General features: G+C 68.0%; 12 protein-coding genes. 8 read left to right on the forward strand and 4 right to left on the reverse strand.

The features are described 5' to 3' along the window. Window positions 1-222: 222 nt before the first annotated feature. On the reverse strand, window positions 223-1,392 hold the full coding sequence (locus AABN02_RS10370; RefSeq protein WP_338414857.1) for a glycosyl hydrolase: 1,170 nt from the start codon (window positions 1,390-1,392) through the stop codon (window positions 223-225). Window positions 1,393-1,488: 96 nt separating this feature from the next. Further along, complete coding sequence (locus AABN02_RS10375) at window positions 1,489-3,282, reverse strand: diguanylate cyclase (protein WP_338414858.1); 1,794 nt, start codon at window positions 3,280-3,282, stop codon at window positions 1,489-1,491. Between the two features lie 203 nt (window positions 3,283-3,485). Between AABN02_RS10375 and AABN02_RS10380 the strand changes: the two genes are divergently transcribed. Further along, a complete protein-coding gene (locus tag AABN02_RS10380; protein ID WP_338414859.1) occupies window positions 3,486-4,496 on the forward strand; it encodes an AAA family ATPase in 1,011 nt (336 codons plus the stop codon). Here the strand turns inward: AABN02_RS10380 and AABN02_RS10385 are convergent. Both AABN02_RS10385 and AABN02_RS10390 read right to left on the reverse strand, forming a co-directional pair. Then, window positions 4,493-6,232 (reverse strand): diguanylate cyclase, encoded by a 1,740-nt coding sequence (locus tag AABN02_RS10385; protein WP_338414860.1) that lies wholly within the window; start codon window positions 6,230-6,232, stop codon window positions 4,493-4,495. The genes AABN02_RS10380 and AABN02_RS10385 overlap by 4 nt on opposite strands. A 145-nt stretch (window positions 6,233-6,377) precedes the next feature. Next, window positions 6,378-7,115, reverse strand: coding sequence for a Crp/Fnr family transcriptional regulator (locus AABN02_RS10390; RefSeq protein ID WP_338414861.1), 738 nt, complete (start codon window positions 7,113-7,115; stop codon window positions 6,378-6,380). 172 nt (window positions 7,116-7,287) lie between these two features. On the opposite strand from AABN02_RS10390, the gene AABN02_RS10395 reads away from it, so the two are divergent. The 7 genes from AABN02_RS10395 (at window position 7,288) to AABN02_RS10425 (ending at window position 15,683) form a co-directional block, all read left to right on the forward strand. Beyond that, window positions 7,288-9,234 carry an AMP-binding protein gene (locus tag AABN02_RS10395; RefSeq protein ID WP_338414862.1) on the forward strand — a complete coding sequence of 649 codons (1,947 nt, stop codon included), beginning with the start codon at window positions 7,288-7,290 and terminating at the stop codon, window positions 9,232-9,234. Further along, window positions 9,235-10,032, forward strand: a complete 798-nt coding sequence (locus tag AABN02_RS10400) for an ABC transporter ATP-binding protein (protein ID WP_338414863.1) — start codon at window positions 9,235-9,237, stop codon at window positions 10,030-10,032. Window positions 10,033-10,057: 25 nt separating this feature from the next. Next, a complete protein-coding gene (locus tag AABN02_RS10405; protein ID WP_338414864.1) occupies window positions 10,058-10,987 on the forward strand; it encodes a branched-chain amino acid ABC transporter permease in 930 nt (309 codons plus the stop codon). A 24-nt stretch (window positions 10,988-11,011) separates the two neighbouring features. Continuing rightward, on the forward strand, window positions 11,012-12,076 hold the full coding sequence (locus AABN02_RS10410; protein ID WP_338414865.1) for a branched-chain amino acid ABC transporter permease: 1,065 nt from the start codon (window positions 11,012-11,014) through the stop codon (window positions 12,074-12,076). A gap of 82 nt (window positions 12,077-12,158) precedes the next feature. Beyond that, window positions 12,159-13,481 (forward strand): ABC transporter substrate-binding protein, encoded by a 1,323-nt coding sequence (locus AABN02_RS10415; RefSeq protein WP_338414866.1) that lies wholly within the window; start codon window positions 12,159-12,161, stop codon window positions 13,479-13,481. 85 nt (window positions 13,482-13,566) lie between these two features. Then, window positions 13,567-14,376 (forward strand): ABC transporter ATP-binding protein, encoded by an 810-nt coding sequence (locus AABN02_RS10420; protein ID WP_338414867.1) that lies wholly within the window; start codon window positions 13,567-13,569, stop codon window positions 14,374-14,376. Window positions 14,377-14,420: 44 nt separating this feature from the next. Next, a complete protein-coding gene (locus AABN02_RS10425; RefSeq protein WP_338414868.1) occupies window positions 14,421-15,683 on the forward strand; it encodes an AMP-binding protein in 1,263 nt (420 codons plus the stop codon). Window positions 15,684-15,796 lie beyond the last annotated feature (113 nt).

Consider the following 15,796-nt stretch of genomic DNA (forward strand, 5'->3'; position numbering starts at 1 on the left):
GCGGGCACAGCGAGAACGCGGACCTGAACGCCGCAAAGAACATACGGGCCGCGGGACACGCGGTCTGGGTCGAAAGGCCCGAAGCCTGTGGAGCGGAGGTCAGACGCGCCAGACCCGTGAGGGGACGACGCGCAGCCGCGAGGAAGCAGGAACCCGCCGAAGGCTCGGCCGCGCAAGCGGTCGCGTCCGCCGGAATCCCCGTCCTTTAGGGCGGGGTGGATGTCAACGCAGAGCCACCACGTCGAGCGCATAGATCTCCGGCAGATGCGCCATCAGCGGGGACCATGCGGCGCCCTCGTCGCGGCTGAGCCAGAGTTCGCCGCTGGTCGTGCCCAGGTACAGCCCCACCGGATCGCCCGCGTCGGCGCACATCGCCTGGCGCTTCACCGTCCACCAGGCCTGCTGGCGCGGAAAACCGCTGTCCTGGCGCTGCCAGGTTCGGCCGGCGTTGTGCGTGACATAGGCCGCCGGCTTGCCCTGCGGACTGGTGCGGGGCCAGACCGTGCTGCCGTCCATCGGAAAGACCCAGGCGGTGTCCGCGTCGCGCGGGTGCACGACCATCGGGAAGCCGATATTGCCGACCTTGGCCGGCATGCCGGCGCCGATCGAAACCCAGTCCGTGGCGGGCTGGTCGAGCCGGTAGATGCCGCAGTGGTTCTGCTGGTAGAGCCGGTCCGGCCGGCTCGGGCACAGCCGCACGCAGTGCGGGTCGTGGAAGGTGACGACGGCCGGATCGAAGCCTTCGACCACGGCCATGCCGCCGACACACGGGGTCCAGGTCTGGCCGCCGTCGGTGGTCTCGTGGACACCGCCGCCGGACATGGCGATCCAGAGGTGCTGGCCGTCGCGCGGGTCCACGAGGATCGAGTGCAGCTTGGGGCCGTCTGGCGTGCCGTCCTGCACCGTGCCCATCCACGCGCGGAACTGCGGGTCGTCGTTCAGCGTGGAAAACGGCGCCCAGGTGACGCCGCCATCCTCGGACCGGAAGAGCCCCTGCGGCGAGGTGCCGGCATACCAGACGCCCGGCTCGCTGGCGATGCTGGGCGTGAGCCAGAAGGTGTGGTCGACAGTGCGCCCGGCCATGCCGGCCGAGGGTTTGGCGAATGCCGGCGGGCGGGCGGCCTCGGCCCAGGTGTGGCCGAAGTCGGTGGAGCGAAACACGGTCGGGCCGAGGTGGCCGGTGCGGGCGGCGGCGAGCAGGGTCTGCCCATCGCGTGGATCAAGCACGAGGTGGCTGATCGTGTGGCCGAGGAAGTGCGGGCCGTCGACACGCCAGGTCTGGCGTTTCGCGTCACCGTGCAGGATCCACGCCCCTTTGCGCGTGGCCACCAGCAGGACCAAGGCCCCGACACGTCGGGAGCGGGAAGACACCGTGCGGGGCAGATCGGCCATGGGAACTCCTTCGAACCAGGCGGCGCCGAGTATGTCGCGCGCCGCGCGCCGAGTCCACCCGTACCGACCCGGTCCGGCCGGCGTTCCGTCCGGGGTTCAGGCTGGCACCAGCCGGCGCACCTGCCCCTTGCCGGACTGCTTGCCCAGGTACATCGCCTGGTCGGCCCGCCGCATCAGCTCGACCACGTCCCAGCCATCCACCGGCGACAGCGCGTAGCCGATGGTCGCCCCGACCGCACAGGGCCCCGTGCGCAGCAGCATCGGCGCCACCAGCGCCTGCTGCAGCGCGGCGCCGATGCGCCGGGCGGCCGCGTCGTTCGGCAGGTCGCCGACCAGCACGACGAACTCGTCACCGCCGGTGCGCGCGGTCAGGTCGGCTTCGCGCACCTGCCGGCGCAGCCGGACACCCGCTTCGACCAGCACCGCGTCCCCCGCGTCATGGCCCAGCCGGTCGTTGATCTGCTTGAAGCCGTCCAGGTCGATCAGGTAGAGCGCCACGAGCCGCTCCGGATGCGCATGCGCCAGCAGGGGCGGCACCGCGGCATGCAGGCCGCGCCGGTTGAGCAGGCCGGTCAGTGCATCGGTGTCGGCCAGCTGGCGCAGGCGGTCGCTGTCGCGGGTGGCGAGTTCGGCGGCGCCGCGCAGCTGCTCGACCCGCATCCCCATCACCAGCAGCCAAAGCACCATCTCCAGGAGCGAGCCGACCTGCAAGGCATTCATGGTGTAGACCGTGGCCGCGACCTCTCCGTTCACCAGCCGGGCCATCGTCACGCCGCCCACGGCATAGAGGGCCCAGCCCAGAAAGACATAGGCGGCGGCCCGGTCCCCCTGGCGCCAGCGCATCCAGGCAAAGGGCAGTGCCAGGAACATCGGCAGCTGGCCCATGAGCTTGGCCACCTGCTGGGCGCTGCGGTAGCCGATGACGTCCGTCACCAGCAGCACGGCCGAGACCGCCGCGACCAGCGCGCCGGCATGCATGACCCGGGACATGCGCGGCGACAGGCCGCGGATGTCCAGCACCCGGTCGATGAACAGGAACGCACCCAGCGCGCTCAGCAGCACGCAGGTGGGCGACAGCACCGCCGAGACCCAGACATGCTCGCCCCAGAGGTGCTGCAGCCCGAGTCCGTTGTAGGAGAACAGGTAAAGCCCGATGCCGAAGACGCTGAGGCCGTAGTAGAGAAACAGCCGGTCGCGCAGGCTGAACCACTGGGTGAGGCTGTACAGCAGCAGGCACAGCATCACGCCGGTGGAGATACCCTGCACCAGCTGCACGCGGTCCTCACCCTGGTGGTAGACATCCGGGGTGACGAAGCGGATGGGCGCGATGACGGTGCCCTCGCTGGCCACTCTCAGCACCAGCGTGTAGCGGCCGGGGGCCAGATCCAGCGGCAGCACATGCGTGCGGGTCGGCAAGGCGCGCCAGGACAAGGGGCGCCCGTCGCCCGCGCGCTGGGCGGCTTCCGGCAGCGGATGGCCATCGTGCAGCACCTGCAGATCCACCAGATCCAGCTGGGGATTGCCCACATCGAGCAGCCAGGTGCCGAGTGCGGACGACCGCAGCTCGATCTCCCAGACCAGCCAGACGGCCCCCCGTCGCTCGCCAAAATTCGCTGCGGGCACCGTCGGCCGCTCCCGATTCGGCAGGCGCATGCGCACATCGTCGAGCGTCCACACACCGCGTTCGTCGTACAGCACCGACACCGCCGGCCAGACGTCCACAACGTGGTGCCGATCGTTCAGCAAGAGCGGTTCACTGGCGATGGCCCCGGATTCGGACGCAGCCTCCAGCGCAGGCCACATGCCGAAGCAGAGCGTCACCAGCAGCAGCCGCAGCCAGTAGCGCGTCGCCCGGGTCCACGCACGCCGGAGTCGGCACCAGACCGTCATTCAGAGCCTTCCAGAATCAGGGAACGTCTTCCGGTTTCGGCAGACGCGCCTAAACCTGAAGCACGGCCGCGCAGCGGAGCGCCCCAGTTCCGGTCGGCAGAACTACCCGCAGTTGCGGGTGCTTCCCCGCTGTGCGCTGTACCTGGCTTGCGGCATGCTAGTCATGACGGGTGTTCCCCTGACGTGTCTTCCGGAGGTTTTGCATGAGCCAACGCTGCACCGATCTCGTCTGCGCCGACCTCGGCCGTTCGAGCGCCATCCCCATCGCGCGGATGCGACACCTCTACCGCCTCGACGAGGTCGAACGTCGCCTGACCCGGCTGGCGCCCAAGGACCACGAGCAGCTGCGCTCCACCTACGAACGCATGCTCGAAAAGGGTCCGGAGCGCTTCCAGGTCAAGCCCTCCGGCCTGCCGGTGATGGACCACCTCTACGACGAGCTGCCCAACTTCCACCCCGTGCTCGACGACGTGCGCCGCCAGCTCGCCCTGTGCGAGGACAGCGGCGATGCGCTGGAGATCACGCCCATGCTGCTGCTCGGCCCGCCGGGCGTGGGCAAGACACACTTCGCCCGCGAGCTGTCGCACCTGCTGGGCACCGGCATGGGCTTCGTCTCGATGAGTTCGCTCACCGCGGGCTGGGTGCTCTCGGGCGCGTCCAGCCAGTGGAAAGGCGCGCGGCCGGGCAAGGTGTTCGAGACGCTGGTGGACGGCGCCTACGCCAACCCGCTGATCGTCGTGGACGAGATCGACAAGGCCGGCGGCGAACACGCCTACGACCCGCTCGGCTCGCTCTACAGCCTGCTGGAACACGACACCGCGCACAGCTTCACCGACGAGTTTGCCGAGGTCGCCATCGACGCGAGCCAGGTGATCTGGGTCGCCACCGCCAACGACGAGCGCGCCATCCCCGAGCCCATCCTCAACCGGATGAACGTCTACGAAGTGCCGATGCCCGACGCGGACGCCGCCCGGCGCATCGCGCTGCGGCTGTACGCCGGCATCCGCGCCGCGCACGAGTGGGGCCGGCGCTTCGACGACACGCCGACCGAGGCGGTGCTGGAGCGCTTCGCCGAGATGGCGCCGCGCGAGATGCGCCGCGCCTGGATGACCGCCTTCGGCAATGCCAAGCTGGCGCGGCGCACCACGGTGGTGCAGGCGGATCTGCCCGACAGCGGTGCGGGCAAGCGCACGCCGATCGGTTTCGTGCACTAGCCAGCGCGCCGTAGCTGCCGCTTGCCGGCCAGCTTGCCGGCATACAGGGCCTGGTCGGCCTGCGCCAGCAGATGGCCGATGTCGGTGCCGTCGGTCGGCGCCAGCGCAAAGCCGATCGTTGCCCCCACGCTGCAGGCGCCCCCCTCCAGCGAGATCGGGGCCTGCACGGACTGCAGCAGCTTGTCGCCGATGCGCACCGCCGCCGCCTCGTCGCGCAACTCGCCCACCACCACCACGAACTCGTCGCCGCCGATGCGCGCCACCAGATCCGCCTGCCGGACCTGCGCGCCCAGCCGGGCCGCGATCTCGATCAGCACCGAGTCACCTGCGTGGTGGCCATGGCGGTCATTGACCGGCTTGAAACCATCCAGATCGATGAGGTAGACGCCCACCAGCGCGGCCGGGCGCGCCCGCTGCAGCATCGGCACCGCCGCACCCTCCAAGCCCCGCCGGTTCAGCACCCCGGTCAGCGCGTCGGTGTCCGCCAGCCGGCGCAGGCGTTCGCCGTCGTGCCGGTCCTGTTCGGCGGCGCGGCGCAGGGTGTCGATGCGGATGCCCATCACCACCTGCCACATCACCATCTCGGCCAGCGAAGACACCTGGAACAGGTGCATCGTCAAGGGCGTTGCAGGAATCCGGCCGCTGATCAGCAGCGCCAGCACGACCACACCGGCCGTGTAGATGCCCCAGCCGATCAGGATGTAGCCGGTGGCCCGGTCCCCGCGGCGCCAGCGCCGCCAGGCGATCGGGAGCGCCAGCAGGGTCGGCACCTGGCCCATCAGCTTCGCGATCTGCTGCGCCTCGCGGTAGGTGATCACGCCGGTCAACAGGAGCAGCAGCGTCACCGTGCAGGCCAGTGCCCCGACCCGCATCAGCCGGGACAGCCGGGGCGAGGTGCTCCGGATCTCCAGCGCCCGGTCGAGGAACAGGAAGGCACCGATGACCCCCACCAGGATGCAGGCCGGCGGCAGCACCTCCGACACCCACAGCGCGTTGCCCCAGACGTGCTGCATGCCCATGCCCTGGAAGGCAAACTGGAAGGCTCCTACCCCGCCGACGCCGAGCGCGTAGTAGGCGAACATCCGGTCGCGCAGGCTGTACCACTGGGCCAGGCTGTAGATCAGCAGCGACAGCATCACGCCGGTCGCCAGACCCTGCAGCATCTGCGCGCGTTCTTCCTGGAACTGGCGGTGCTGCGGTGTCGTCAGCCGCACGGGCACGATCATGCTGCCCGAGGTCTGGACCCGCAGCACCATCAGGTAGCGGCCAGCGGACAGGTTCAGCGGCATCACATGGGTGCGGGTGGGCAGCGGCCGCTCCGACAGGCGCAGCCAGTCGCCGTTGCGGAATTGCGCCGTCAGCTGTCCGTCCTTCAGGACGGACAGGTCGGCGTGGTCCAGCGAGGGATAGCCGACATCCACCAACCACTCGCCGGCGGCCGACGGCGCCACCTCCACGTCCCAGACCAGCCAGGCCACGCCGCCGACTTCGCCGAAGTTCGAGGTGGGCACCTGCGGCGCACGGCGCTCGGGCAAGTGGGCGAGCGCGTCGGACAGCGTCCAGACTGCGCGCTCCTCGATCAGCACGGACAGCAGCGGCCAGACGTCGACCTCGGTCTGCCGGGTGTCCAGCAGCGCGGCGCCCGGCGCGTGCACCGGACCCTCGGCGCGCGCGACCGCCACCAGCAGGCACCCGGCCAGCAGGAGACCCAGCCAGCGGCCCACGGCCACGGCCACGGCCACTCTCCAGGACAACGAACGACAACGTGACATGCAGTCTCGACCTGCGCAGGAACCTCCGCCCACCCGCGCCCATGGCGAACCCGCGTTGCACGGGTTCACCCTCGTTGTCGACGCCTGTCGGCTGAACTTGACGCCGGGCTCAGACCGGATCGCCCAGCGCGTGGGCGGCACTGATCGGCCCGTAGGCGCGCAGTCCCGCCAGATCCAGCACGCGCAGCCCGCCATACTCGATGCGGATCAGCTGCCGCGCCTGCAGCACGCGCAGCGCCTCGTTGACCCGCTGGCGCGACAGCCCGACCAGGTAGCCCAGCTCTTGCTGCGTGATGCGCAGCACCTCGCCCACGCCCGGGTAGAGCACCGGGTGGAACAGCGCCGAGAGGTTGCGCGCGACCCGCGAGTCCGGGTCGTTGATGCGGTCGATCTCGCGCGCGGCGATGAACTGGCCGAGCCGCTCGTTGAGCTGGTTCAGCACGAAGCGGTTGAACGGCAGGCTGTGTTCCAGCAGTTCGTGGAAGACCTCGACCGGCACGCCCGCCACCACCGTGCGCCGCAGGGCTTCGATGTTGTAGCGGTAGGGCTCGCCCTTGAGCAGCGTGCCCTCGCCGAACCAGGCCCCGGGTGGCACGCCGGTGAAGGTGATGGGTGTGCCCATGATGTTGTCGCTGCTCATCTTGAGCAGGCCGTCGACCACCCCGAACCAGTAGGTCGCCGGCCGGCCGACCCGGCAGATGTACTCGCCGGCATCGGCCTGCACCGCGCGCAGGGACGCCAGCGCCAGCTGCCGGTGCGCCGGCGCAAGCTGCGACAGCCACGGGATTTCGGCGATCTCGTGTCCGGTGGGCAGGCGCGAACGCTCGCGCAGGGCGGTCAGGCTCATGCAGATCTCCTCCAGAAAGGGAAACTCCGCTTGGGAATGTCCCTAGGATTGTCGTCAGGCTGACATCCTGACGTCAAACCCGGGCATACGATGCCTCCATCGCGCACTGGCCATGAAGCTTGTAGCGCAGTTTCTTTTTTCACGAACACCCCACAACCCGAGGAGACGCGTGGTGACCACGACATTTCCGCGCCTGCTGCTGGACCATGCCCAGCGCCGACCCGACGCGCCGGCCCTGCGAGAAAAAGAATACGGCATCTGGCAGACCCTGAGCTGGAAAGCGCTGACCGCGCAGGTGCGCCGCATGGCTGGCGGTCTGGCCGCGGCCGGCCTGCAGCGTGGTCAGCACATCGTGGTGATCGGCGACAACCGCCCGCGTCTGACGATGACGATGCTGGCGGCGCAGAGCCTGGGCGCGATCCCGATCCCGCTCTACCAGGACGCCACCGGCCCCGAGTGTGTCTTCCCGCTGAACAACGCCGAAGTCGCCTTCGCCGTGGTCGAGGACCAGGAGCAGGTCGACAAGCTGCTGGAAATCCGCGGCCAGTGCCCGCTGCTGGCGCACATCTGGTTCGACGATCCGCGCGGCCTGCGCAAGTACAGCGAGCCGGGCCTGGCCTCGGTCGACGACCTGCTCGCGGCTGGTGATGTCTACGAGCGCCAGAACGCCAACTTCTTCGAGAAGTCGATCGAGACGGTGCGCCCGGAGGACGTCGCCTCGATGTTCTTCACGTCCGGCACGACCGGCAATCCGAAGGGTGTCGTCCACACCCACGGCTCGCTGACCGACCGCGCGCAGGCGGGCGCCACCTTCGACAAGCTGACCAGCAGCGAAGAAGTGCTCGCCTACCTGCCGCCGGCCTGGATCGGCCAGAACATCTTCAGCTACGCGCAGTGGCTGGTCTGCGGCTATGTGGTGAACTGCCCCGAGTCGGTGGCGACCACGACGATCGACCTGAAGGAGATCGGCCCGACCTACTACTTCGCGCCGCCGCGGGTGTTCGAGGGTCTGCTGACCAGCGTCACCATCCGCATGGAAGACGCCAGCCCGCTCAAGAAGAGCCTGTTCAAGTCCTTCATGGACCACGCCAAGCGCGTCGGCCCGGCGCTGATGGACGGCAAGCCGGTCGGCCTGCTGGACAAGCTGAAGTACCAGCTCGGCGATCTGAGCGTCTACGGCCCGCTGCGCAACTCGCTCGGCATGAGCCGGGTGCGCGTGGCCTACACCGCCGGCGAGGCGATCGGCCCCGACCTGTTCACCTTCTACCGCTCGATCGGCATCAACCTCAAGCAGCTCTACGGCTCGACCGAGACCGCCGTGTTCGTCTGCCTGCAGCCCGACCACGAAGCCCGCGCCGACACGGTGGGCGTGCCGGTGCAGGGCGTGGAGATCAAGCTCGCGCCGAGCGGCGAGATCATGATCAAGTCGCCGGGTCTGCTCAAGGAGTACTACAAGAACCCGAAGGCGACCGAGGAAGTGCTGACCAAGGACGGCTGGTACCACAGTGGCGACGCCGGATTCATCGACGCCAGCGGCCACCTCAAGATCATCGACCGCGCCAAGGATGTCGGACGACTCCAGGGCGGCACGCACGACGGCGCGATGTTTGCCCCGAAGTACGTCGAGAACAAGCTGAAGTTCTTCCCCTTCATCAAGGAGGCGGTGGCCTTCGGCGACCGGCGCGACCGGGTCTGCGCCTTCATCAACATCGACATGGAAGCCGTGGGCAACTGGGCCGAGCGCCGCAACCTGCCCTACGCCGGCTACGCGGATCTGGCCGGCAAGCCCGAGGTGCTGGAGATGATGCGCGAGTGCGTCGAGAAGACCAACGCCGATCTGGCGCAGGACGAGATGCTCGCCGGCAGCCAGATCCACCGCGTGCTCGTGCTGCACAAGGAACTCGACGCCGACGACGGCGAGATGACCCGCACCCGCAAGGTCAAGCGCGGCGCCATCGCCGACAAGTACCAGGTGCTGATCGACGCGATGTACGGCGGCAAGTCCGAGCAGTACATCGAGACCGCGGTCAAGTTCGAGGACGGCCGCAGCGGCAGCGTCTCGGCGACGCTGAAGATCATCGACACGAAGACCTTTCCCGCCGTCCGGAGGGCCGCATAAATGTCCAAGATCGACACCGGCAAGAAGATCGGTGACGTCATCCTCGACGTCGCCAACATCAGCCTGCGCTTCGGCGGCGTCAAGGCGCTGACCGACATCAGCTTCAACGTGCGCGAGCACGAGGTGCGCGCCATCATCGGCCCGAACGGCGCGGGCAAGAGTTCGATGCTGAACTGCATCAACGGCGTCTACACCCCGCAGGAAGGCAAGATCAGCTTCCGCGGCCAGACCTTCAGCCACATGAACAGCCGGCAGGTTGCCGAGATGGGGGTCGCGCGCACCTTCCAGAACCTGGCGCTGTTCAAGGGCATGAGCGTGATCGACAACCTCATGACCGGCCGCAACCTGAAGATGAAGACCAACCTCTTCCAGCAGGCCATCCGCTGGGGTGCTGCCGCGCGGGAAGAGGAAGCGCACCGCGAGTTCGTCGAGCACATCATCGACTTCCTCGAGATCCAGGCCTTCCGCAAGACCCCGGTGGGTCGCCTGCCCTACGGCCTGCAGAAGCGCGTGGACCTGGGCCGCGCGCTGGCGATGGAGCCGCAGGTGCTGCTGCTCGACGAGCCGATGGCCGGCATGAACGTCGAGGAGAAGCAGGACATGTGCCGCTTCGTGCTCGACATCAACGAGGAGTTCGGCACCACCATCGTGCTGATCGAGCACGACATGGGCGTGGTCATGGACATCTCGGACCGCGTCGTCGTGCTGGACTACGGCAAGAAGATCGGTGACGGCACGCCGGACGAGGTCCGCGCCAACGAAGACGTGATCAGTGCCTATCTGGGCACCAGCCACTGAACGCCACGATCACGGGAGCACTGACATGGGATTTTTTCTCGAAACACTCATCGGCGGCCTGATGACGGGCATGCTGTATTCGCTGGTTGCGCTGGGCTTCGTGCTGATCTTCAAGGCCTCCGGCGTGTTCAACTTCGCGCAGGGCGCGATGGTGCTGTTCGCAGCCCTCGCGATGGCCCGCTTCTCGGAGTGGATTCCGGCCCTGCTGCACATCGACAACAAGACGATCGGCAACATCCTGGCCTTCATTGCCGCGATGGCGGTGATGGTGTTCGTGGCCTGGGTGATCGAGCGCTTCGTGCTGGGCAAGCTGGTCAACCAGGAAGGCATCACGCTGCTGATGGCCACCCTCGGCGTCACCTACTTCCTGGACGGCGCCGGCCAGACCCTCTTCGGCTCGGACATCTACAAGATCGACGTCGGCCTGCCCAAGGACCCGCTGTTCCTGTTCGAGAAGTTCTTCGAAGGCGGCGTGCTCGTCGGCCAGGAAGACCTCTACGCCGCGCTGATCGCCGCGACGATGGTGGGCGTGCTGGCCGCGTTCTTCCAGTACACCTCGACCGGCCGCGCCCTGCGTGCGGTGGCCGATGACCACCAGGCCGCGCAGTCGATCGGCATTCCGCTGAACCGCATCTGGGTCATCGTCTGGTCGGTCGCCGGTTTTGTCGCGCTGGTGGCCGGCATCATCTGGGGCTCCAAGCTCGGCGTGCAGTTCTCGCTGTCGCTGGTGGCGCTGAAGGCGCTGCCGGTGGTGATCCTGGGCGGCCTGACCTCGGTGCCGGGCGCCATCATCGGCGGGCTGATCATCGGGGTCGGCGAGAAGCTGTCCGAGGTCTACATCGGCTCGATGGTCGGCGGCGGTATCGAAATCTGGTTCGCCTATGGTCTGGCGCTGATCTTCCTGCTGGTGCGGCCGCAAGGGCTGTTCGGCGAAAAGATCATCGACCGCGTCTGACCCACTCACTCCACGGAGACACCCATGCTTTACCGTGAGAACGGTCAGTTCAAGACCACCTACGCCTCGGACCAGCAGATCTTCCCGATCGCGCAGGACCGCTACGGCATCCTCGCGCTGATCGCGTTCGCGGCCTTCATCGTCCCGATGATCGCCCCCGAATACGCCTTCCGGGCCATCCTGATCCCCTTCCTGATCCTGTCGCTGGCCGCGCTGGGCCTGAACATCCTGGTGGGCTACTGCGGCCAGATCTCGCTGGGGACCGGCGGCTTCATGGCGGTCGGCGCCTATGCGGCCTACAACGCCTTCGTCCGGATCGACGGCATGCCGGTGATCCCCGCGCTGCTGCTGGGCGGCCTGTGCGCGACCGTGATCGGTGTCCTGTTCGGCATTCCCTCGCTGCGCATCAAGGGGCTGTATCTGGCCGTGGCCACCCTGGCGGCGCAGTTCTTTGTCGACTGGAGCGCGCTGCGCCTGAAGTGGGTCACCAACGACTCGTCCTCGGGTTCGGTGAGCGTGGCCGGGCTGCAGGTGCTGGGCATGCCCATCGAGACCCCGGTGCAGAAGTACCTGTTCTGCCTGGCCTTCCTGTGCGTGTTCGGTCTGATGGCCAAGAACCTGGTCCGCAGCAACATCGGCCGCGAATGGATGGCCATGCGCGACATGGACGTCGCCGCCGCCGTGATCGGCATCCGCCCGGTCTACGCCAAGCTGACCGCCTTCGCGGTGTCGAGCTTCATCGTCGGCGTGGCCGGCGGCCTGTGGGGCTTCGTGCACCTGGGTTCGTGGGAGCCGGCGGCCTTCTCGATCGACCGCTCCTTCCAGCTGCTGTTCATGGTGATCATCGGCGGGCTGGGCTCGATCATGGGCAGCTTCTTCGGCGCGGCCTTCATCGTGCTGCTGCCGATCTTCCTGGACAACGTGCCGCAACTGTTCGGCATCCCCATCGACACTGCACTGGCCGCCCACCTCACGTCGATGATCTTCGGCGCCTTGATCGTCTTCTTCCTGATCGTCGAGCCGCACGGGCTGGCCCGACTCTGGTCGATCGGCAAGGACAAGCTGCGCCTGTGGCCCTTCCCGCACTGAGCGGCGCCAGCCCCCCGTATTTCGTACCAAGAAAACCCACGCACTGCGTGTTCTTCCCACCACCGTTGATTCGGAGGCCCACATGAAACTGAAGTCCCTCGCACTCGCTGCATCCATCGTTGCAGCCGTCGCCGGCTCCGTTGCCGCACCCGCTGCCTTTGCCCAGGCCAAGGAGCAGTTCTTCCCCGTGCTGGTCTACCGCACCGGCGCCTACGCACCCAATGGCGTGCCCTTCGCCAACGGCTATGTGGACTACCTGAAGCTCGTCAATGCCAAGGGCGGCATCAATGGCGTGAAGATCTCGTACGAAGAGTGCGAGACGGGCTACGCCACCGACCGCGGTGTCGAGTGCTACGAGCGCATGAAGAGCAAGGGCGCGACCGTGTTCCAGCCGCTCTCGACCGGCATCACCTTCGCGCTGACCGAGAAGGCCCCCGGCGACAAGATCCCGCTGATCACCTCGGGCTACGGCCGCGCCGACTCGGTCGACGGCACCGCCTTCAAGTGGAACTTCCCGCTGCTGGGCACCTACTGGACCGGCGCCAGCGTGCTGGTGCAGCACGTGAAGAAGGCCAACGGCGGCAGCCTGAAGGGCAAGAAGATCGCCCTCGTCTACCACGACAGCCCCTACGGCAAGGAGCCGATCCCCCTGCTCGAGGAACTGGCCAAGCAGGAAGGCTTCACGCTGCAGCTGCTGCCGGTCGCCGCCCCCGGCATCGAGCAGAAGGCCACCTGGCTGCAGGTGCGCCAGTCGCGTCCGGACCATGTGTTCCTGTGGGGCTGGGGCGTGATGAACTCGGCCGCCCTCAAGGAAGCCGTCGCCACCGGCTACCCGCGCGAGAAGATGTACGGCGTGTGGTGGTCGGGCGCCGAGCCGGATGTCAAGGACGTGGGCGCAGGCGCCAAGGGCTACCAGGCCCTGACGATGCAGGACGCGGCCGATGGCAACTCCAAGATCATCAAGGACATGCTGTCCATGGTGCACGACAAGGGCCAGGGCACGGGCGACAAGGACGAAGTGGGCCAGGTGCTCTACATGCGCGGTCTGGTCGCCTCGATGCTGGCCGTCGAAGGTGTCAAGCGCGCACAGGAACGCTTCGGCAAGGGCAAGGTCATGACGGGCGAGCAGGTCCGCTGGGGCTTCGAGAACCTGGCGCTCGACCAGAAGAAGCTCGACGCTGGTGGCTTCGCGGGCGTGATGCGCCCGGTGTCGACCTCCTGCGCCGACCACATGGGCGCCAGCTGGTCCCGCATCCGCACCTGGGACGGCGCCAAGTGGAGCGTGACCTCCGACTGGTACCAGGCCGATGACTCGGTCATCAAGCCGCTGGTGAAGGCGTCCGCCGAGAAGTACATGGGCGACAAGAAGATGACGCGTCGCGCCCCCGACGACTGCCAGTCCTGATCGACTGCACCACCCCGGCACCCGCCGGGGTGCAAAGCCCAGCCCACACTGGGTGGCCTCAGCTTTGCATGGAAGGTGAAACACCATGACGTCCAACATCCTCCTCAATGTCAATGGCATCGAGGTGATCTACAACCACGTGATCCTCGTGCTCAAGGGCGTGTCCCTGCAGGTGCCTGAAGGCAAGGTCGTCGCCTTGCTGGGCGGCAACGGCGCAGGCAAGACGACCACGCTGCGCGCCGTCAGCAACCTGCTGGCGGGAGAGCGCGGCGATGTCACCAAGGGCTCGATCGAGCTGCGCGGCGAGCGCATCGAGAAGCTCTCCCCCTCCGACATGGTCAACCGTGGCGTCGTGCAGGTCATGGAAGGCCGGCACTGCTTCGCGCACCTGACCATCGAGGAAAACCTGATGACCGGCGCCTACACCCGCAAGGACGGCCCGGCCGCGGTCGCGCAGACGCTGGAGAAGGTCTACAACTACTTTCCCCGGCTGAAGACGCGCCGCACCAGCCAGGCCGCCTACACCTCCGGCGGCGAGCAGCAGATGTGCGCCATCGGCCGCGCGCTGATGGCCAACCCGAAGATGGTGCTGCTGGACGAGCCCTCGATGGGTCTGGCGCCGCAGATCGTGGAAGAGGTGTTCGAGATCGTGAAGGATCTGAACACCAAGGAACGGGTCACCTTCCTGCTCGCCGAGCAGAACACCAACATCGCGCTGCGCTATTCGGACTACGGGTACATCCTGGAAAACGGCCGCATCGTGATGGACGGCGAAGCCAAGGCCCTGCGCGAGAACGAGGACGTCAAGGAGTTCTACCTCGGCATGGGCGGCGGCGACCGCAAGAGCTTCAAGGACAACAAGAGCTACAAGCGCCGCAAGCGCTGGCTGGCCTGAGCTGTTCGGTACCCCCCGCCCTCCCCTCTAGAAAGGTTCGCGCCGTGAGCGAGTTCTACGACGCCCAGGAAACCCGCGCCCATGCCCAGCGCGAGGCCGCCCAGTTCACGGCCCTGCCGCAACAGGTCGCCCACGCGGCCGGCCGCACCCCCGCCTTCGCCGACATCCTGGCCGGCGTCGATGCCACCAGCATCACCAGCCGCGAGGCCCTGGCCCGGCTGCCCGTCACCCGCAAGAGCGAACTGCTCGAGCGCCAGAAGGCCCTGCGCAGCCGCGAGGCCTTTGGCGGCTTCTCGGCCATCGGCTGGACCGGCCAGCCCGCGTCCGCCGGTGCGCGCCGGGTATTCCAGTCGCCCGGTCCGATCTACGAGCCGGAGGGTGTCGGCGCCGACTACTGGCGCATGGCCCGGGCGATCTTCGCCGCCGGCTTCCGCGCTGGCGACCTGATCCACAACAGCTTCAGCTACCACCTGACGCCGGCCGGCTCGATGATGGAAACCGGCGCCCATGCGCTGGGCTGCAGCGTCTTTCCCGGGGGTGTCGGCAACACCGAGCTGCAACTGCAGGCGGTGTCGGAGCTGCGTCCGCAGGGCTACATCGGCACGCCCAGCTTCCTGAAGATCCTGGTCGAGAAGGCCGCCGAGACCGGGGCCGACATCTCGTCGATCACCAAGGCGCTGGTCAGCGGCGAAGCCTTCCCGCCGTCCCTGCGCGACTGGCTGGCCGAGCGCGGCGTCGCCGGCTACCAGTGCTACGCCACCGCCGACCTGGGCCTGATCGCGTACGAGACCTCGGCGCGCCAGGGCCTGGTGATCGACGAGGGCGTGATCGTCGAGATCGTGCGTCCCGGCACCGGTGACCCGGTGCCGGACGGCGAGGTCGGCGAGCTGGTCGTGACCACGCTGAACCCCGACTACCCGCTGATCCGCTTCGGCACGGGCGACCTCTCGGCCGTGCTGGCCGGCGACTGCCCGACCGGACGCTCCGCACGGCGCATCAAGGGCTGGATGGGCCGGGCCGACCAGACGACCAAGGTGCGCGGCATGTTCGTGCACCCGTCGCAGGTGGCCGACGTGGTGCGGCGCCATCCCGAGATCGCCCGCGCCCGGCTGGTGGTCGAGGGCGAGATGGCCAACGACCGCATGACCCTGCACATCGAATGCGATGCGGCGCCGGAAGGTCTGGCAGCCCGCGTGGCGGAGTCGGTGCGCGACGTGACCAAGCTGAGGGCGAACATCGTCACCGTCACCGCGGGCGGACTGCCCAACGATGGCAAGGTGATCGAGGACCGGCGCAGCTACCAGTGAGCGGGCGGTCAGCGTGAACGAACCACGGCACGTTACGTAGTTTCCGAAGTGGATCCCGGGCGGTCTGCCGCTAGGATGCGGCGCACCCACCCGGAATCCCGAATGACCGCGTC

It is taken from the genome of uncultured Sphaerotilus sp. (genome assembly GCF_963924895.1).
In the GTDB taxonomy this organism is placed as follows: Bacteria; Pseudomonadota; Gammaproteobacteria; order Burkholderiales; family Burkholderiaceae_C; genus Sphaerotilus.